The sequence below is a fragment of the Nocardioides sp. IC4_145 genome (assembly GCF_011250565.1).
Classification (GTDB): domain Bacteria; phylum Actinomycetota; class Actinomycetes; order Propionibacteriales; family Nocardioidaceae; genus Nocardioides.
The window spans coordinates 135,535-154,048 of the sequence record NZ_JAANMS010000001.1 but is presented as its reverse complement, the minus strand read 5'-3'; the positions used below and the strand labels follow the sequence as shown (position 1 = coordinate 154,048).

The 18,514-nt window shown below is 71.8% G+C and carries 19 protein-coding genes; 11 read left to right on the top strand and 8 right to left on the bottom strand.

Annotated elements, in window-relative coordinates; all coding sequences use genetic code 11:
- Positions 1-144 precede the first annotated feature (144 nt).
- Both G6553_RS00805 and G6553_RS00800 read left to right on the top strand, forming a co-directional pair.
- The gene (locus tag G6553_RS00805) at positions 145-309 is read left to right on the top strand and encodes a hypothetical protein (protein ID WP_166188269.1); all 165 of its coding nucleotides are present in this window, start codon (positions 145-147) and stop codon (positions 307-309) included.
- A gap of 97 nt (positions 310-406) precedes the next feature.
- Entirely contained in the window at positions 407-664 is a 258-nt protein-coding gene (locus tag G6553_RS00800) for a hypothetical protein (protein WP_166188268.1), read from the top strand.
- Between the two features lie 7 nt (positions 665-671).
- Here G6553_RS00800 and G6553_RS00795 read toward each other — a convergent pair whose 3' ends face one another.
- Genes G6553_RS00795 through G6553_RS00785 form a run of 3 tightly spaced genes read right to left on the bottom strand, consistent with a single transcriptional unit; the run spans position 672 to position 3,909 of the window.
- The gene (locus G6553_RS00795) at positions 672-1,220 is read right to left on the bottom strand and encodes a TetR family transcriptional regulator (protein ID WP_166188267.1); all 549 of its coding nucleotides are present in this window, start codon (positions 1,218-1,220) and stop codon (positions 672-674) included.
- A 17-nt stretch (positions 1,221-1,237) separates the two neighbouring features.
- On the bottom strand, positions 1,238-2,869 hold the full coding sequence (fadD8, locus tag G6553_RS00790) for a fatty-acid--CoA ligase FadD8 (RefSeq protein ID WP_166188266.1): 1,632 nt from the start codon (positions 2,867-2,869) through the stop codon (positions 1,238-1,240).
- Entirely contained in the window at positions 2,866-3,909 is a 1,044-nt protein-coding gene (locus G6553_RS00785; protein ID WP_166188265.1) for an LLM class F420-dependent oxidoreductase, read from the bottom strand. The genes fadD8 and G6553_RS00785 overlap by 4 nt, the downstream gene beginning before the upstream one ends.
- 58 nt (positions 3,910-3,967) lie before the next feature.
- On the opposite strand from G6553_RS00785, the gene G6553_RS00780 reads away from it, so the two are divergent.
- The 4 genes from G6553_RS00780 (at position 3,968) to map (ending at position 8,084) form a co-directional block, all read left to right on the top strand.
- On the top strand, positions 3,968-4,930 hold the full coding sequence (locus G6553_RS00780; protein WP_166188263.1) for an OB-fold nucleic acid binding domain-containing protein: 963 nt from the start codon (positions 3,968-3,970) through the stop codon (positions 4,928-4,930).
- 70 nt (positions 4,931-5,000) lie between these two features.
- The gene (locus G6553_RS00775; protein WP_166188261.1) at positions 5,001-6,053 is read left to right on the top strand and encodes a thiolase domain-containing protein; all 1,053 of its coding nucleotides are present in this window, start codon (positions 5,001-5,003) and stop codon (positions 6,051-6,053) included.
- The gene (locus G6553_RS00770; RefSeq protein WP_166188259.1) at positions 6,053-7,216 is read left to right on the top strand and encodes a thiolase domain-containing protein; all 1,164 of its coding nucleotides are present in this window, start codon (positions 6,053-6,055) and stop codon (positions 7,214-7,216) included. Before G6553_RS00775 ends, G6553_RS00770 begins: the two co-directional genes overlap by 1 nt.
- A gap of 58 nt (positions 7,217-7,274) precedes the next feature.
- Positions 7,275-8,084: a type I methionyl aminopeptidase gene (gene map / locus G6553_RS00765; protein WP_166188257.1), complete on the top strand. Its 810-nt coding sequence runs from the start codon at positions 7,275-7,277 to the stop codon at positions 8,082-8,084.
- Here the strand turns inward: map and G6553_RS21955 are convergent.
- Both G6553_RS21955 and G6553_RS00755 read right to left on the bottom strand, forming a co-directional pair.
- The gene (locus G6553_RS21955) at positions 8,075-9,316 is read right to left on the bottom strand and encodes a cytochrome P450 (RefSeq protein ID WP_347565427.1); all 1,242 of its coding nucleotides are present in this window, start codon (positions 9,314-9,316) and stop codon (positions 8,075-8,077) included. The genes map and G6553_RS21955 overlap by 10 nt on opposite strands.
- 43 nt (positions 9,317-9,359) lie before the next feature.
- Positions 9,360-10,607, bottom strand: coding sequence for a cytochrome P450 (locus tag G6553_RS00755; RefSeq protein ID WP_347565426.1), 1,248 nt, complete (start codon positions 10,605-10,607; stop codon positions 9,360-9,362).
- A gap of 143 nt (positions 10,608-10,750) precedes the next feature.
- On the opposite strand from G6553_RS00755, the gene G6553_RS00750 reads away from it, so the two are divergent.
- Positions 10,751-11,914, top strand: a complete 1,164-nt coding sequence (locus tag G6553_RS00750; RefSeq protein WP_166188255.1) for a steroid 3-ketoacyl-CoA thiolase — start codon at positions 10,751-10,753, stop codon at positions 11,912-11,914.
- Between the two features lie 198 nt (positions 11,915-12,112).
- Here the strand turns inward: G6553_RS00750 and G6553_RS00745 are convergent, their stop codons facing one another.
- From G6553_RS00745 to G6553_RS00735, 3 genes are all read right to left on the bottom strand, one after another.
- Positions 12,113-13,054, bottom strand: coding sequence for a type IV toxin-antitoxin system AbiEi family antitoxin domain-containing protein (locus G6553_RS00745; RefSeq protein WP_166188254.1), 942 nt, complete (start codon positions 13,052-13,054; stop codon positions 12,113-12,115).
- Between the two features lie 223 nt (positions 13,055-13,277).
- Positions 13,278-14,159, bottom strand: a complete 882-nt coding sequence (locus G6553_RS00740) for an SDR family oxidoreductase (protein WP_166188252.1) — start codon at positions 14,157-14,159, stop codon at positions 13,278-13,280.
- Entirely contained in the window at positions 14,159-14,935 is a 777-nt protein-coding gene (locus tag G6553_RS00735; RefSeq protein WP_166188250.1) for an SDR family oxidoreductase, read from the bottom strand. Before G6553_RS00735 ends, G6553_RS00740 begins: the two co-directional genes overlap by 1 nt.
- A gap of 37 nt (positions 14,936-14,972) precedes the next feature.
- On the opposite strand from G6553_RS00735, the gene G6553_RS00730 reads away from it, so the two are divergent.
- From G6553_RS00730 to G6553_RS00715, 4 genes are read left to right on the top strand one after another with little or no spacing between them, the layout of a single operon-like run.
- Positions 14,973-15,728: an enoyl-CoA hydratase family protein gene (locus G6553_RS00730; protein WP_166188248.1), complete on the top strand. Its 756-nt coding sequence runs from the start codon at positions 14,973-14,975 to the stop codon at positions 15,726-15,728.
- Entirely contained in the window at positions 15,725-16,615 is an 891-nt protein-coding gene (locus G6553_RS00725; protein ID WP_347565425.1) for a CoA-transferase, read from the top strand. Before G6553_RS00730 ends, G6553_RS00725 begins: the two co-directional genes overlap by 4 nt.
- Entirely contained in the window at positions 16,612-17,382 is a 771-nt protein-coding gene (locus tag G6553_RS00720) for a CoA-transferase (RefSeq protein ID WP_166188246.1), read from the top strand. The genes G6553_RS00725 and G6553_RS00720 overlap by 4 nt, the downstream gene beginning before the upstream one ends.
- Positions 17,379-18,446, top strand: coding sequence for a nitronate monooxygenase (locus G6553_RS00715; protein WP_347565424.1), 1,068 nt, complete (start codon positions 17,379-17,381; stop codon positions 18,444-18,446). Before G6553_RS00720 ends, G6553_RS00715 begins: the two co-directional genes overlap by 4 nt.
- The last annotated feature ends 68 nt before the right edge of the window (positions 18,447-18,514 follow it).

The window sequence follows — 18,514 nt, the reverse complement described above, 5'->3', positions numbered from 1 at the left end:
GGCGCTGCTGGTCGAGCAGCGAGCGCCGGCGAGCGTCGTCGAGACGCCGTGACGTGTCCACGGCCGTAGGTCCCTCACCCTCATGCCGGCCCGGGTACCCAGCAGCCCTTTCGCCAACGGCTCCGTCCGCACCACACTGGCGGGATGACCACCCCGAGCCGTCGCGGCCCCGGCGACCGACCCGACTACCGCACGCTGCCCGCCGTCGTGCCGGTCGACGACACGGTCACGTCCCTCGACCCCGCACTCCTCCCCGACCCCCACGCCGGCCGCAACACCGACCAGCACGCCGCCCTCCGAGACGACTGACCGCACGGCTCAGGGCCCGCGGCCAGCGGGTCGACCGGAGACGTTCCCCGCAGCGGCGGGGGCCGTTGGCGGCGGGGCGCCCGGGTACCGCGCGGGCATGACCAGCGACCTGGAAGCAACGACCGACGACCTGCTCAACACGATCCGCGAGCTCTGGCAGCGTGCCCAGGGCGGCGACGAGTTCGCGCCGCCGGAGGGCTTCGGCCAGGCGGTCACGTCGATCAAGGACACCGACATCGCCGAGGCGACCGGGCTGGAGCTGGACCCGGTGCGGGAGTACCTCGACAACGCCGACGGCACCCAGCTCGTCGTGGGCCGCGACGGCGACACCCGGGCGGTCCAGGGCCTCCTCTAGGAGCGGCTCAGGCGTCGCCGTCCACGAGGGCCTGGACGGCGGCGCCGTACCACCGGGCGACGTCCTCGACCGCTGCGCCGGCGACGACGGGGTCCTCGAGGATGGCGACCGCCTCCAGCAGCCCACCGACCTGCGCGGCCACGAGCCGAGCCCGCAGGACGACGTCCGGCCCGCTGAGCCGCTCGGCCAGCGGGGCGGCCAGGGTCGCGTCCATCGCCTCGAGCAGGTGGGCGCGGACCTGGCCGCTGTCGGTGGCCCGGATCATGGCGCGGTACGTCGTCCGGAACACGCGGCCGAGCCCGTCGTCCAGCACCAGGGACACGAGCCGCTCCCCCAGCCGCCCGACCGGACCGTCCAGCGCCTGCTCGAAGGCGCCCTCGACGTCGATCGTCTCGATGAACAGCTGCTCCTTGGAGCCGAAGTGGCGCATCACCAGCGCGGCGTCGACGCCGGCCTCGGCGGCGACCGACCGCACCGACGTGGCGGCGTACCCCCCGGCCTGGAACTGCCGTCGGGCGGCCTCGGCGATCGCCGCGCGCGTGCTGGTGCCGGTCACGCGCGCAGGCTAGTGCGTCAGCCGACCGCCCGTTCGCCGGTCCAGTACTGCGCGCGCAGCGCCTTCTTGTCCGGCTTGCCGAGCGCGGTCAGCGGGAGCGCGTCGGCGACGACGACCTGCTTGGGCGCCTGCACCGAGCCCTTGCGCTCCTTGACCATCTCTTGGATCTCGGCGGTCATCCGCGCCACCGACTCCTCGTCGCGGGCCGCGTCCTCGCGGAGCACGACGATGGCGGTGACCGCCTCGCCGAACTTCTCGTGCGGGGTGCCGATGACGCCGACCTGCGCGACCGCCGGGTGCTCGGCCACGACGTCCTCGACCTCGCGGGGGAAGACGTTGAAGCCGCCGGTGACGATCATGTCCTTGGTGCGGTCCACGATGTACCAGTAGCCGTCCTCGTCCTCGCGGGCCACGTCGCCGGTGTGCATCCACCCGTCGCGGAAGGTCTCGGCGGTCGGCTCTGGCAGCTTCCAGTAGCCACCGGCCAGCAACGGCCCAGCCACGCAGATCTCCCCCGGCTCGCCGGTCGGGACGGGCTTGCCGTCCTCACCGAGCAGGGCGGTGCGCAGGAACGCCGACGGGCGCCCGCACGAGGACAGCCGGCGGTCGTCCCAGGAGACGTGGTCGTCCTTGCCGAGGTAGGAGATGACCATCGGCGCCTCGGACTGGCCGTAGTACTGCGCGAAGATCGGCCCGAACCGGTCGATCGCCTCGCGCAGCCGCACCGGGTTGATCGCCGAGGCGCCGTAGTAGACGGTCTCGAGCGAGGACAGGTCGCGGGTGCGCGAGTCGGGGTGGTCCATCAGCGCGTAGAGCATCGACGGCACCAGCATGGTCGCGGTGATCCGCTGCTCCTCGATCGTGCGGAGCACCTCGGCCGGGTCGAACTTCGCCAGGACGTAGAGGCAGCCGCCCTTAAGCACGGTCGGCACGAAGAACGCCGCGCCGGCGTGCGAGAGGGGGGTGCACATGAGGAACCGCGGCGACTCGGGCCACTCCCACTCCGACATCTGGATCTGCGTCATCGTGTTCATCTGCCGCGCGGTGCCGATGACGCCCTTGGGCTTGCCGGTCGTGCCGCCGGTGTAGGTGATCGACACGACGTGGTCGTGTGGCAGCAGCACGGCCTCGAGCGGCTGCGGGTCGAACTCCGCCGCCTCCGCGGTCAGGTCCGCGGTCTCCGCGCGGGTCGCCGCGAGCTCCCCGGGCACCGGCCCGATGGTCAGCACCTTGTCCAGGGCCGGGCACCGCTCGAGCAGGCCGAGCGCCCGCTCGACGAACATCGGGTTCGGGTCGATCACCAGCGTGGTGATCTCGGCGTCGTTGATGACGTAGGCGTGGTCCTCGAGCGAGCCGAGCGGGTGCAGCGACGTGCGCCGGTAGCCCTGTGTCTGCCCCGCGCCCAGGATGAACAGCACCTCGGGCCGGTTGAGCGCGAGCAGCGCGCCCGCCGTGCCGCGGCCGGCGCCGAGCGCCTCGAACGCCTGGACGTACTGGCTGATGCGCTGGGCCACCTCGCCGCCCGTCAGCGTCACCTCGCCGAGGTGCATGACCGGCTTGGTGCGGTGCTTCTTCAGCGCCGCGACCATGAGGTGGCCGTTGTGGGTGCCGAGCCGCATGAGCTCCTCCGTGGTGTGGTCGGTGCTCATGCGAGCACCTCCGCGACGCGGCGGACCTCGTCCGCGGAACGGCAGCTGAGCAGCAGGGTGGTCACTCCGGTCTCCTCCCACTGGGCGACGCGCTCGCGCACCTCGCCCGCGGTTCCGATGATGTGCATGTCGTCGACCAGCTCGTCGGGGATCAGCGCGGTCGCCTTGTCCTTCTCACCGGTCAGGTAGAGCTCCTGGACCTGCGCGGCCAGCTCGGCGTGGCCCATCCGCTCGAAGACCTGCTTGTGGAAGTTCTGGTCCTTGGCCCCCATGCCGCCCATGTAGAGCGCGACGAACGGCTTCATCGCGTCGATGACGGCCTGCTTGCCGGCGGCGTCCTCGACGATCTCGAGGTGGCAGGTGGCGGCGATCTCGAAGTCGGCACGGGTACGCCGTGCGCCGGGCCGCGCGAAGCCCTCGTCGAGCCACGGCTGGTACATCCCGGCCGAGCGCGGCGTGTAGAAGATCGGGATCCAGCCGTCGGCGATCTCGGCGGTCTGCGCGACGTTCTTGGGGCCCTCGGCGCCGAGCCAGATGGGGATGTCGGCGCGCAGCGGGTGGACGATCGACTTCAGCGGCTTGCCCAGCCCTGTCGCACCCGGCCCGGCGTACGGCATGGGGTGGTGCGGGCCGTCGTTGGTCACCGGCGCCTCGCGGGCGAGGACCTTGCGGATGATGTCGACGACCTCACGGGTGCGGGCGAGCGGCCTCGCGAACGGCTGGCCGTACCAGCCCTCCACGACCTGGGGACCGCTCACGCCCATGCCGAGCACCACGCGACCGCCGCTGAGGTGGTCCAGCGTGAGGGCGTGCATGGCGATCGAGGTGGGCGTGCGACCCGACATCTGCACGATCGAGGTGCCCAGGCGCAGGCGCGTCGTCTCGCGCCCCCACCAGGCCAGCGGGGTGAACGCGTCGGAGCCCCACGCCTCGGCCGTGAACACCGCGTCGAAGCCGGCGTCCTCGGCCGCCGCCACGAGCTCCGCGACCCCCGTCGGCGGCTGGGCGCCCCAGTAGCCGAGCTGCAGTCCGAGTTTCATGGGCGCCACCCTGGCAGACCCTTGCCGCGATTTCTAGAACGTGTTTCACTTTCGGACCATGTCCCGAACCTTGTCCGCTCCGGTCACGGTCGCCTTCGACTACACCCGTTCCACCGGCCCCGTCCTGGGCCGGTTCCTCACCGGGCTGCGCGAGAAGCGCGTCGTCGGCGTCCGCACCTCCGAGGGCCGCGTCGTGGTCCCCCCGCCCGAGTTCGACCCCGTCACCCACCAGCAGGTCGACGACTTCGTCGAGGTCGCCGACACCGGCACCGTCACGTCGTGGACCTGGGTGCCCGAGCCGGTCGAGGGCCAGCCGCTGGACCGCCCGTTCGCGTTCGCGCTGGTCACCCTCGACGGCGCCGACGCGCCGATGGTGCACGCGCTCGACGTGTCCTCCCCCGACCAGGTGCGCACCGGCATGCGGGTGCGGGTCCGATGGGCCGAGGAACGGGTCGGCGCCATCACCGACGTCGCGTGCTTCGAGCCGGCCGAGGACGCACCGACCGGCTCCGCGATCGAGCTCGGCGACCTCGGCGCCAACCCCGTCACGGGCGTGGTCACCCCCGTCGAGCTCGACTACCAGTACGCCGCCTCGCCGGAGGAGTCCGCGTTCTACCGCGCCATCGCCGAGGGGCGGATCATCGGCCAGCGGTGCCCGGCCTGCGGCAAGGTCTACGTCCCACCGCGCAGCGCCTGCCCTGCGGACGGCACGCCGACAACGGACGAGGTCGAGCTGTCCCACACCGGCACCGTGACGACGTTCTGCATCGTCAACGTGCCGTTCCTCGGCCAGCGGATCACGCCGCCGTACGTCTCGGCGTACGTCCTGCTCGACGGCGCCGACATCGCCTTCCTCCACCTGATCCTCGACATCCCGGCCGAGGAGGTCCGGATGGGCATGCGGGTCAAGGCGGTCTGGAAACCCCGCGAGGAGTGGGGCACCACGATCGAGAACATCAGCCACTTCAGTCCCACCGGCGAGCCGGACGCGGACTACGACACCTACAAGCACCACCTATGACCCACCCCACGCCGTTGCTCGCTGGCGCTCGCAAGCGCCGCGGGGGCCCCGGATGTCCCAAGGAGTTGTCGTGAGAGAAGTTGCCGTCGTCGGGTTCGCCCAGCGGCAGATGGAGGAGTTCGACGGGTCGCCCACGTGCGTGGAGCTGCTCGTACCGCTCTTCGCAGAGTGCTACGAGCAGACCGGGTGGTCCCGGCGCGACATCGGGTTCTGGTGCTCGGGCTCGTCCGACTACCTGGCCGGCAGGTCGTTCTCGTTCGTCCAGGCCGTCGACGCGATCGGCGTCATCCCGCCGGTCAACGAGTCGCACGTCGAGATGGACGCCGCCTGGGCGCTCTACGAGGCGTGGCTGAAGATCCAGACCGGCGAGGTCGACACCGCGCTGGTCTACGGCTTCGGCAAGAGCTCGGCCGGCGTGCTGCGCCGGACGCTGTCGCTGCAGCTCGACCCCTACACGATGACCCCGCTGTGGCCCGACACCGTGTCGCTGGCCGGCCTCCAGGCCCGCGCCGGCATCGACGCCGGCCTGTGGGACGAGCGGGCGATGGCCGAGGTGGCCAACCGGTCGCTGACCGACGCGGAGAAGAACGAGTACGCCGTCCGGAAGGGCGGGTCCTCGGTCGAAGAGCTGCTCGCCCGTCCGATGTACGCCGACCCGTTGCGCAAGCACGACTGCGCGCCGGTGACCGACGGCGCGGCCGCGATGGTGCTCGCCGCCGGCGACAGGGCCCGCGAGGTCTGCGACCGGCCGGCGTGGATCACCGGGTTCAGCCACTACGTGGACCCGATCAGCATGGGCACCCGCGACCTCACCCGCTCCCCCTCGGCCGCCCGTGCGGCGGCTGCTGCCGGGACCGAGGGCGTCGAGGTGGCCGAGCTGCACGCGCCGTTCAGCCACCAGGAGCTCGTGCTCAAGCGCGAGCTCGGGCTCGCCGACGACGTCGTCGTGAACCCCTCGGGCGGCGCGCTCGCCGGCAACCCGATGTTCACCGGCGGCCTCATCCGGTTCGGCGAGGCCGCGAAGAAGGTCTGGCAGGGCGACGCGAGCCGCGTCCTCGGTCACGCCACCAGCGGCCCGGCGCTGCAGCAGAACATCGTGTGCACCATGGAGGGCAGGAACTGATGGCCAAGCAGCCAGCCGCGATCGTCGGCGTCGGCCAGACCCACCACCGCGCCAAGCGCGAGGACGTCTCCATGGCGGGCCTGTGCCGCGAGGCGATCGACCGGGCGCTCGCGGACGCGAACGTCTCCCTCGACGACATCGATGCGATCGTCGTCGGCAAGGCACCGGACCTGTTCGAGGGCGTGATGATGCCCGAGCTGTTCCTCGCCGAGTCCCTCGGCGCGGCGGGCAAGCCGCTGCTGCGCGTGCACACCGCCGGCTCGGTCGGCGGCTCGACCGCGATCGTCGCGGCCTCGCTCGTCCAGGCCGGCGTGCACAAGCGCGTCCTGACCGTGGCCTACGAGAAGCAGTCGGAGTCCAACGCGATGTGGGCGCTCTCGGTGCCCGTGCCGTTCAACATGCCGGTGCACGCCGGCGCGGGCGGCTACTTCGCCCCGCACGTGCGCTCCTACATCCGCCGCTCCGGCGCCCCGACCCACGTCGGCGCGATCGTCGCGGCCAAGGACCGGCAGAACGCGCTGAAGAACCCCTACGCGCACCTGCGCAACCCCGACACCACCGTCGAGTCGGTGCTGGCCTCGCAGGTGCTGTGGGACCCGATCCGGTACGACGAGACCTGCCCCTCCTCCGACGGCGCCTGCGCGATGGTGATCGTCGACGAGGACACCGCCGCCGCCTCGCCGAACCCGGCGTGGATCCACGGCACGGTCATGCGCTCGGAGGCCACCACCGCGGCCGAGCGCGACCAGGTGAACCCGCAGGCCGGCCGCGACGCCGCGGCGTACCTGTGGAAGCAGGCCGGGATCACCGACCCGCTCGCGGAGATCGACGCGGCGGAGATCTACGTGCCGTTCTCGTGGTTCGAGCCGATGTGGCTGGAGAACCTCGGCTTCACCGCCGAGGGCGAGGGCTGGAAGCTCACCGAGTCCGGCGGCACCGCCATGGACGGCCGGCTGCCGGTCAACTGCTCCGGTGGGGTGCTCTCCTCCAACCCGATCGGCGCCTCCGGGATGCTTCGCTTCGGCGAGGCCGCCCTCCAGGTCCGCGGCGCGGCGGGTGAGCACCAGGTCGACGGCGCGCGCAAGGCGCTGGGCCACGCGTACGGCGGCGGGTCGCAGTTCTTCGCGATGTGGCTTGTCGGCGCCGACAAGCCCAGCAACTGACCCGGCGAGTGACCCGCCCGTGTCGGCCGGGGTGGGGGCGGCGTTCTAGGCTCGGCCCGTGATCGAGCTCCGCACCCCCACCCAGGTCGACGAGATGCGCGCCGCCGGCCGCTTCGTCGCCGACGTCGTCACCGCGCTGGCCGAGGCCGCCGACGTGGGCGTGAACCTGCTGGAGCTGGACGCCCTGGCGCACCGGATGATCCGCGAGCGCGGCGCGGAGTCCTGCTACATCGACTACCACCCGTCCTTCGGCGCCTCGCCGTTCGGCAAGGTGCTGTGCACGTCGGTGAACGACGCGGTGCTGCACGGGCTCCCCCGCGACTACGTGCTCAAGGACGGGGACCTGCTCAGCGTCGACTTCGCCGCGAGCGTCGACGGCTGGGTCTCGGACTCGGCGTACTCCCTCGTCGTCGGCACCGCCCGGCCCGAGGACCTCGCGCTCATCGACACCACGCAGCGCGCGCTCGAGGCCGGCATCTCGGCCGCGCAGCCGGGCGGGAAGATCGGCGACATCTCCCACGCGATCGCCTCGGTCGCGCGCGAGGCCGGCCTGCGGATCAACACGCAGTTCGGCGGGCACGGCGTCGGGCGCACCATGCACGGCGACCCGCACATCCCCAACGACGGGCGGCCGGGCCGCGGCTACACGCTGAAGCCGGGTCTGGTCGTCGCCATCGAGCCGTGGTTCCTGCACACCACCGACGAGATCTTCACCGACGCCGACGGCTGGACGATCCGCAGCCTCGACGGCTCCCGCGGTGCCCACATGGAGCACACCGTCGCGATCACCGAGGACGGCCCGCTCGTGCTGACGGCGCGCGAGCGCGAGCCCGTCCTCAGGGGCGGGCTCGCGCCGGCTCAGGCGTAGCGGACCGGGAGGTCCTTCAGCCCGTTGATCCATGAGTGCCGCAGCCGACGCGGCTCGCGCTCCTTGAGGATCCCGGGCGTGTGGTCGGCCAGGGCGTCGAAGATGACCCGGATCTCCTGGCGGGCCAGGTTGGCGCCGAGGCAGTAGTGCGCGCCGTGGCCGCCGAACCCGAGCTGCGGGTTGGGGTCGCGGGTGATGTCGAAGCGGAACGGGTCCTCGAAGACGTCCTCGTCGAAGTTGGCGCTGGCGTAGAACAGCCCGACCCGCTGGCCCCGGGTGACCGTCACGCCGCCGACCTCGACGTCGCCCACGGCGGTGCGCTGGAAGACCGTCACGGGCGTGCCCCAGCGGACGACCTCGTCGACCATCGTGGCCGGGCGCTCGGCCTTCCACAGCTCCCACTGCTCGGGGTTGTCGAGGAAGGCGTTCATCCCGTGCGAGATCGCGTTGCGAGTGGTCTCGTTGCCGGCGACGGCCAGCAGGATGACGAAGTAGCCGAACTCGTCGTCGGTCAGGCCGCGCTCGCCCTTGTGGGCGTTGAGCAGCCGGGTGATGAGGTCGTCGCGCGGGTTCGCCTGCCGCTCGGCGGCCATCGCCATCGCGTAGCCGAGGATCTCCGCCGCCGCCACGTCCGGGTCACCGGGGTAGTCCGGGTCGTCGGAGGCGAGCATCTGGTTGGACCAGTCGAAGAGCTTGAACCGGTCCTCCATCGGCACGCCGATCAGGTCGGCGATCGCCTGCAGCGGCAGCTCGGCCGCGACCTCCTCCACGAAGTCCCCCGACCCGCGCTCGACGGCGTCCCGGACGATCTTCTCCGCCCGTTCGCGCATCAGGTCCTCGAGCTCGTTGATCGAGCGTGGGGTGAACGCACGCGAGACGATCTGGCGCGTGGTCGGGTGCTCCGGCGCGTCCTGGTTGAGCATGATCACGCGCTGCATCTCGACCTGCTCGCGCAGCATGCCCTCGGAGAACCGGATGATCGCGCCGTTCTCGGCGTTGGACCAGTCCTTGGAGTTCTTCGAGATCGTCGAGACGTCGGCGTGCCGGGTGACGGCCCAGTAGCCGCTCCCGGACTCGGGGGCCATGCCGTCGTACGTCCCGGGCGCCTGCTCGACCCAGGTGAGCGGGCCGCTCCGCCGCATCGCCCGGAACTGGTCGTGGGGGACGGCCTTCTCGTTGACGAAGGGGTCGGTGGGGTCGAAGCCCTCGACGAGCACGTCGCTTGCGGTCACTGCGTTCTCCCTCTCTCGCGTGGTCGAGCCGGCCCCGAGCACGTCACCGGTAGGCGACGCGCAGCTCCCTGACCCCGTTGATCCACGAGCTGCGCAGCTTGCGCGGCTCGGACAGCTGCGTGACGGTCACGTCCCGGTCGGCGAGCGCCCGGAAGATCAGGTCGACCTCGAGGCGGGCGAGGTTCGCGCCGATGCAGTAGTGCGCGCCGTGGCCGCCGAAAGCCTGGTGCGGGTTGTGGTCGCGGGTGACGTCGAAGCGGAACGGGTCCTCGAAGACGTCCTCGTCGAAGTTGGCGCTCGCGTAGAGCAGGCCGACCCGGTCGCCCTTCTTGACCTGCTGGCCGCCGACGACGACGTCATTGGTGGCGGTGCGCTGGAAGACCGTGACCGGCGTGGCCCAGCGGATGATCTCGTCGACCGCGGTCGCGGGACGCTCCTTCTTGTACAGCTCCCACTGGTCGAGGTGCTGCATGAACGCGTGCATGCCCCACGTGATGGCGTTGCGCGTGGTTTCGTTGCCGGCGACGGCGAGCAGGATCATGAAGAACCCGAACTCGTCGTCGGTCAGGCCGCGGCCCTCGTCGCCCTCCCCGAGGTTGACGTCCGCGGTGACCAGGCGGGTGAGGATGTCGTCCTGGGGGTTCGTGCGGCGGTCGTCGGCCAGCGCCATCGAGTAGGCGAGGATCTCCATGAACGCCGTCATCTGGTCGCCCTCGACCTCGGGGTCGTCGTACGACAGCATCTGGTTGGACCACTCGAAGAGCTTGCCGCGGTCCTCCTGCGGCACGCCGAGCAGCTCGGCGATCGCCTGGAGCGGGAGCTCGGCGGCGACGTCCTCGACGAAGTTGCCCTCCCCCTTGGCGATCGCGTCGTCGACGATCTTCTCCGCACGGGCCTTGAGGCCGTCGTGCAGCGCGTTGATCGCGCGCGGGGTGAAGGCGCGGGAGACGATCTGGCGCAGCTTGGTGTGGTCCGGCGCGTCGTGGTTGATGAGCAGGAAGCCGGTCTGCTCCACCTCCTCCCGCGTCATCTCCGGCGCGAACCGGATGATCACGCCGTTCTCGCGGGTGGAGAAGTTGGCCTGGTCCTTGGACACCGCCGCGACGTCGGCGTGGCGGCTGAGCGCCCAGTAGCCCTCGTGGTCGGGGAAGCCCGCCCGCGCCGCCTCGTCCTGGGCGATCCAGGAGACCGGCGCCGTACGCCGCAGCGCGAGCAGCTCGTCGTGCGGCAGGCGCTCTGCCATCACGTCGGGGTCGGTCGGGTCGAACGCCGGCACGGCGGTTGCGGTCACGTGGAGTCCTTCGGAGGTCGGCACTAGTGGAACACGTTCTAGTGGCTGAGGTTACATACTGCCGGTACGGAAGGGAAGCGTCGCGGCGCACCGACTGGGACAGGCCCTCCCGCCGAACGAGAACCTGTTCTAGTCTGGCGGTCATGGGCACTCCTGTGATCGTCGACGCCGTCCGCACCCCGCTCGGGAAGAAGAAGGGGTGGCTCGCAGGCGTCCACCCCGCCGTGCTGCTCGGCTTCGCCCAGCGCGAGGTCCTGGCCCGGGCCGGGGTCGACCCCGAGCTCGTCGAGCAGGTCGTCGGCGGCTGCGTCACGCAGGCCGGTGAGCAGTCGAACGACATGGTCCGCCGCGCCTGGCTGCACGCGGGCCTCCCCCAGCACACCGGCGCGACCGCGATCGACGCCCAGTGCGGCTCCGGCCAGCAGTCGGCCCACCTCGTTGCCGACATGGTCGCCGCCGGCACGATCGACGTCGGCATCGCCTGCGGCGTCGAGTCGATGTCGCGCATCCCGCTCGGCGGCAACGTCCCGCCCGGCCTGGGCGACCCGCGCCCGGACGACTGGACCATCGACATGCCGAACCAGTTCGAGGCGGCCGACCGGATCGCCCGCAACCGCGGCCTGACCCGCTCGGACCTCGACGCGTTCGGGCTCGCCTCCCAGCAGAAGGCTCGCGCCGCCGTCGACGAGGGCCGCTTCAAGCGCGAGATCGCCCCGATCGAGGCGCCCGTCCTCGGCGAGGACGGCTCCTCCACCGGCGAGACCCGCCTGGTCGAGGCCGACCAGGGCCTGCGCGACACCACCGCCGAGGGCCTCGCCGGCCTGCGGACCGTCCTCCCGGACGGCCTGCACACCGCCGGCACGTCCTCGCAGATCAGCGACGGCGCCTCCGCCGTGCTGATCATGGACGAGTCGAGGGCGCGCTCGCTCGGCCTCGCCCCGCGTGCCCGGATCGTCACCCACTGCCTGGTCGGCTCCGACCCGTACTACCACCTCGACGGCCCCGTCGACGCCACCGCCCGCGTGCTCGCCCGCACCGGGATGTCGATCTCCGACTTCGACCTGTTCGAGGTCAACGAGGCCTTCGCCTCCGTCGTCCTCTCCTGGGCCGGCCAGCACTCTGTCGACATGGACCGGGTCAACGTCAACGGCGGCGCCATCGCCCTCGGCCACCCCGTCGGCTCCACCGGCACCCGCCTCATCACCACCGCCCTCCACGAGCTCGAGCGCCGCGACGCCTCCACCGCCCTCATCTCCATGTGCGCCGGCGGAGCCATGGCCACCGGCACCGTGATCGAGCGGATTTGAGGCTCGGCGCTCCGTGGCACGGCGCCGCCTGTCGTTTCATCTAGGTATGCAGGCGAACCGTCACTCCCCTGCATGAGCTCATCGTGGGGAGTGGCGGTTCATCAAGGTATGCAGGCGAACCGACCGGGCCGCGGGGCTCACCCGCCGGCCGGCCAGCCGACGGCGACCTCGCGATCAGCCGGTCAGCCGGTCAGCCGGTCAGCCGGTCAGTCGCAGAGCGCGACGTATCCGAGCGATGGTGACCCCCGGGCGGTCGTAGTCCGACCAGACGAGCCGGATCATGCTCATGCCGCTGGTCTCGCGGGCCAAGTCCTCACGCTGCTTCTCGCTGAAGACCACCGCGCCGGCGTCCTGTCCCGGGCGCAGGAGCCGGCCGTACTTCGTCCGGCCGTCGAACTCGCCGAGCACGCCGTGCCCGGGCCAGCCCCAGTCCGTCGTTGCGACGAGCACTCCGGCGGCATCGCGCACGGCGTACTGCAACTCGGGTGCCGGCAGGCCGTGGCTCCAGAACAGGTAGCGCCCCCGGGACTCCCCGACGGACTCGGCGAGGCCGTTCGCCATGCGTACAACGACGTGCAGGTGCTGGACGTAGGGCCATCGCGCCATCAGCTCGAAGCGAGCGAAGAGCTCCGCATGGTCGACCAGCCCCCGGTGCAGCAGCGAGTCCATCATCACGAGCGCCCGCTCGTTGTCCGTCCGCGAGCCGGCCTCCAGGACACACCGGTCGGGAGGCAGCACGAGCCGACCGTCCCGCTCGCGCACCTCATCATCGGCACAGAAGCCCTCGTGGTGCACCACGTCGCCCTCGACCCGCCCCGGCCCGCCGTCCAGGCGGGTGACGTGGACCCGTGACAGATCGAGTCCCCACACGTCGATGCCGTGCTCGATGACGCCTGAGACGTGGCTTAACGCGACGCGATCCCCGAGCGAGTCCAGGACGGCACGGCTCCGGATCCGATGCCGGTCGACATCGTCCGCCACCTGCCACAGGTCGGCGAACGTGTAGTAGCCGCGGCGGATCCGGCGCCACAAGCCCTGCCGGACGGCACGGGTGACGTCACGGTCGGCGTACCCGGCACTGCGCGCCTGGGCCCGGGTGAAGAAGCCGATCTCCTCGGCGAGCACTCGGAGGGGGTCCATGGCGCCACCGTCGCCGCAGTGCCCCGCGGTACGTCAGCACTGAGCGCGCCCCTGGGGACAGGCGTGCCGCAAGACGCCCGGTGGACGACTGCTGGGCGGCTCGGCGGGCCGGCGTCGGTTCGCCTGCATACCTTGATGAACTGTCACTCCCCACGATGAACTCATACGGGGAAGTGATGGTTTACCTGCATACCTTGATGAACCGACGCCACCGCCCGCGCCATCACGTCCCGTACACAGGCTCCGGAGCAGGCGCGGCGGCGATGAGCTCGCGGACGACGGGGCCGAGCTGGGTGGCGTCCCAGCGGGAGCCGTTGTCGCGCGATGGTCCGTGGGCCCAGGCGTTCTCGAGGGTGACCTTGCCGCCCTCGATCTCGATGACGCGGCCGGTGACGTCGCCGGCCTCCTCGGAGGCGAGCCAGGCGACGACGGGCGAGTTGTCCTCGGGCTCGGGCATGGCGGAGGTGTCGAAGGCGCCCTCGGTCATCCGGGTCCGGGCGACGGGGGCGATGGCGTTGACGGTGACGCCGTACCGGCCGAGCTCGGCGGCAGCGACGAGGGTGAGCCCGGCGATGCCGGCCTTGGCGGCGGAGTACGTCGCCTGGCCTATCGAGCCCTGCAGGCCGGCGCCCGAGGAGGTGTTGACGACCCGCGCGGCGCGGGTGCGGCCGGCCTTCGACTCGTTGCGCCAGTACGCGCCGGCGTGCCGCAGCGGCGCGAAGTGGCCCTTGAGGTGGACGCGGATCACGGCGTCCCACTCCTCCTCGGAGGTGTTGACGAGCATCCGGTCGCGGACGAAGCCGGCGTTGTTGACGAGGATGTCGAGCCCGCCGAAGGTGTCGACGGCCTGCTGCACCATCGCCTCGGCGGCGGCGAAGTCGGCCACGTCGGCGCCGTTGACGACGGCCTGGCCGCCCATCGCCTCGATCTCGGCGACGACCGACTCGGCCGGGGTCTCCCCCGTGCCCTCGCCGGAGAGCGAGACGCCGTAGTCGTTGACGACGACGCGCGCGCCGTGCCGGGCCAGCTCGAGCGCGTGGGCGCGGCCGATGCCGCGGCCGGCGCCGGTGACGATCGCGACGCGGCCGTCGAGGAGGTTGCTCATCAGTTCTGCTCCTGGGTCGAGGGGGAGGTCAGGGCGGACAGGAAGACCGGCGGCTCGCCGCCGCCGTGGCACTCGATCCGAGCGCCGGAGACGTACGACGCGAGGTCGCTCGCGAGGAACGCCGCCACGTGGCCGACCTCCTCGGGCCGCGCCATGCGGCCGAGCGGGATGGTCCGCTCGATGGCGGCGACCCCGTCGTCGCCGCCGTAGTGGTCGTCGGTGTTCTCGGTGCGGCACAGCCCCACGTCGATCGAGTTCATCCGCACGCGCGGCGCCCACTCGACCGCCAGCGAGCGCGTGAGCGAGTCGAGGCCGGCCTTGGCGGCGCCGTACGCCGCGGTGCCCGGCGAGGGCCGGGTCGCCGAGACCGACGAGACGTTGACGATCGACCCGCCCTCGGGCTGCGACTGCATCACCCGGTTGGCCGCCTGCGCGGCGACGAGCGGCGCCATCAGGTTGAGCCCGACGACCTTGTCGTGGAAGCGCGGCGACGCCTCCGCCGCCAGTGCGTGCGGCGCCCCGCCGGCGTTGTTGACCAGCACGTCGAGCCGGCGGTGGGCCGCGACCACCTCCGCCACGAGCCGCTCCACGGCGTCGGCGTCCCGCACATCGCAGACGAGGTGGGTGGCCCCGGGGACGGGGTCGGCGTCGGAGCGGGAGCAGGTGACGACCGCGGCGCCGGCGGCGAGGAGCGCCTGGGTGATCCCGAGACCGATGCCCTTCGTGCCGCCGGTGACGAGGGCGACGCGGCCGCCGAGGTCGAGTGGGATCACCATGCTGCGACCATACCAAGCAAATGCTAGGTTGGCCCACATGCCGACCACCTCGGAGCTCCGCGCGGACGGGATCCGCGTCATCACCATGAACCACCCGCCGGTCAACGCCCTGACGGTGCAGGGCTGGTTCGACGTCGCCGCCGCGCTCGACGAGGCGAGCCGCGACCAGGCCACCCACGTGGTGGTCCTGCGCGCCGAGGGCCGCGGCTTCAACGCGGGCGTCGACATCAAGGAGATGCAGAACACCACGGGCTTCGACGCCCTCATCGGCGCCAACAAGGGCTGCTACGCGGCGTTCAAGGCCGTCTACGAGTGCTCGGTCCCGGTGATCGCGGCGGTCAACGGCTTCTGCCTCGGCGGCGGCGTGGGCCTGGTCGGCAACGCCGACTGCGTCGTTGCCAGCGACGACGCCTATTTCGGCGTCCCCGAGGTCAACCAGGGCGCGCTCGGCGCCGCGACCCACATGGCCCGGCTGGTCCCCCAGCACATGATGCGCACCCTCTACTTCACCGCCCGCACCATCCCGGCCAAGGACCTCGTCCAGTTCGGCAGCGTCCTCGAGACGGTCCCCCGCGACCGGCTGGACGACGCCGCGATGACGGTCGCCGGCGAGATCGCCGCGAAGGACACGCGCGTCGTGCGCGCGGCCAAGGAGGCGCTCAACGGGATCGACCCGACCGACGTCAACAAGAGCTACCGGTTCGAGCAGGGCTTCACCTTCGAGCTCAACCTCGCCGGCGTCAGCGACGAGCTCCGTGACGAGTTCGCAGGGACAGAGAAGGCGAAGAAGTGAGCAAGGGACCCCGCGACAAGCGGATGAGCATCGACGAGGTCGTCGGCGAGCTGCGCGACGGCATGACCATCGGCATCGGCGGGTGGGGACCGCGACGGAAGCCGATGGCCCTGGTCCGCGCAATCCTCCGCAGCGACCTCCAGGACCTCACGATCGTCAGCTGGGGCGGCGCCGACGTCGGCCTGCTGGCGCGTGCCGGCAAGATCCGCAAGCTCGTCTTCGCGTTCGTCTCCCTCGACTCGGTCCCGTTGGAGCCGAGCTTCCAGAGGGCACGCCAGGAGGGGACGATCCCGGAGGTCGTCGAGCTCGACGAGGGGATGTTCCAGACCGGCCTGCGCGCGGCCGCCGAGCGGCTGCCGTTCCTGCCGATGCGGGCGGGCCTCGGCTCGGACGTGCTGGTCAACCAGCCGTGGATCAAGACGGTCACCAGCCCGTACGACGAGGGCCACGGCCACGAGGAGCTGGTCGCCGCGCCGGCGATCCGCCTCGACGTCGCCCTCGTCCACATGAACCGTGCCGACAAGCACGGCAACGCGACGTACCTCGGACCCGACCCGTACTTCGACGACCTCTCCTGCATGGCGGCCGACCGCGCGTTCGTCTCCTGCGAGCAGGTCGTCGACACCGCCGGCCTGACGGTCGACACGCCCGTCCAGCGGGTGCTGCTGAACCGGATGATGGTCAGCGGCGTCGTCGAGACGCCGAACGGGGCGCACTTCACCACCTGCACGCCCGACTACGAGCGCGACGAGAAGTTCCAGCGGGCGTACGCCGCCGCGGCCGGTGGGTCGGACGAGGAGTGGGCGGCCTTCGAGCAGCGGTTCCTGTCCGGCGACGAGGACGCCTACCAGGCGGCTGTCGCCGCGTTCGCCGAGGAGGGCAAGTGAGCACCGACGCCAGCACCGTGACCCGCGCCGACGTCTGCGCGGCGGCCATCGCCGACGCGTTCCGCGACGACGGCGAGATCTTCGCCAGCCCCATGGGCATGCTGCCGATGCTCGGCGTGCGTCTGGCCAAGCTGACGTCCAACCCCGACCTGGTGATCAGCGACGGCGAAGCCCTCTTCCTCGCGGGCGTCCCCCCGCTCTTCGCCACGGCCGACGTGGTCGAGGGCTGGATCCCGTTCCGCAAGGTCTTCGACGTGATCGCCTACGGCAAGCGGCACGTGATGATGGGTGCGACCCAGGTCGACCGGCACGGCAACCAGAACATCTCGGCCATCGGCGACTGGGCCCGCCCCACGCGCCAGCTGCTCGGCTCGCGCGGCGCGCCGGGCAACACGGTCAACAACCGCACGTCGTACTGGGTGCCCAAGCACTCTGCCCGCGTGTTCGTCGAGGCCGTCGACATCGTCTCGGGCGTCGGCCCGAAGCGGGCCAAGGAGGCCGGCCCGGGCGCGGCCCGCTTCAACGACATCCACCGCATCGTCACCAACCTCGCCGTCCTCGACGTCAAGGGTGCCGACGACACCGTGCGGCTGCTGAGCGTCCACCCCGGCGTCACGGTCGACGAGGTGTGCGCGGCGACCGGGTTCGAGCTCGACGTGCCGGCCGACGTGCCGACCACCCGCGAGCCCACGATGGAGGAGCAGGTCGTCATCCGCGAGGTGCTGGACCCCAGGAGCCTGCGCTTCAAGGAGGTCCCGGACCAGTGATCGACCAGCTGATCCGGACGCCGTTCACGGACCTCACCGGCGTCCGCCACCCGGTCGCGCAGACCGGCATGGGCTGGGTGTCGGGCCCGCGCCTGGTCAGCGGGACCGCGAACGCCGGCGGGCTGGGCATCCTCGCCAGCGCGACGATGACCTTCGCCGAGCTCGAGCAGGCGATCATCGAGGTCAAGGGCCGCACCGACCAGCCGTTCGGCGTCAACCTGCGCGCCGACGCGGGCGACGCGAAGGACCGCTGCCGGCTGCTCATCGACCACGGCGTCAAGGTCGCGTCGTTCGCGCTCGCGCCGAAGCCGGACCTCATCGCGATGCTCAAGGAGCACGGCATCGTCGTGATGCCGTCGATCGGCGCCGCCAAGCACGCGGTCAAGGTCGCCTCCTGGGGCGCCGACGCGGTCATGGTCCAGGGCGGCGAGGGCGGCGGCCACACCGGCCCGGTCCCCACCACGCTGCTGCTGCCGACCGTGCTGGACGCCGTCGACATCCCGGTGATCGCGGCCGGTGGGTTCTTCGACGGCCGCGGCCTCGCCGCCGCGCTGTCGTACGGCGCCGCCGGGGTCGGCATGGGCACCCGCTTCCTCCTCACCCGCGACAGCGCGGTGCCGGACGCCGTCAAGCGGCTCTACCTCGAGCGCGGCCTCACCGACACCGTCGTGACCGCGAAGGTCGACGGCATGCCGCACCGCATGCTCCGCACCGACCTCGTCGCCGAGCTCGAGGAGACCGGCACGCTCAAGCGGCTCGGCCCGACCGTCCGGCGCACGCTGGAGTTCAAGCGCGACACCGGCATGAGCTGGCTGGCGCTGGCCAAGGACGGGCGCGAGATGCGCAAGGCGCAGGGCCGCACGCTCGGCCAGATGGCCCTGGCCGCCAACACCCCGATGATGCTCAAGGCCGGCCTGGTCGAGGGCGACACCACCGCCGGCGTGCTCGCCAGCGGCCAGGTCGTCGGCGTCATCGACGACCTGCCGACCTGCGAGGAGCTGGTCGACCGGGTGGTCACCCGCGCGGCCGACGAGCTGCGCCGCGCCGCGTCGTACGTCGTCTGAGCGACCAGCCGGGACCGGCTGTTCACCCGCTGTCCATCCCCCGGCCCGTCACCCCGGCTCGCAGACGC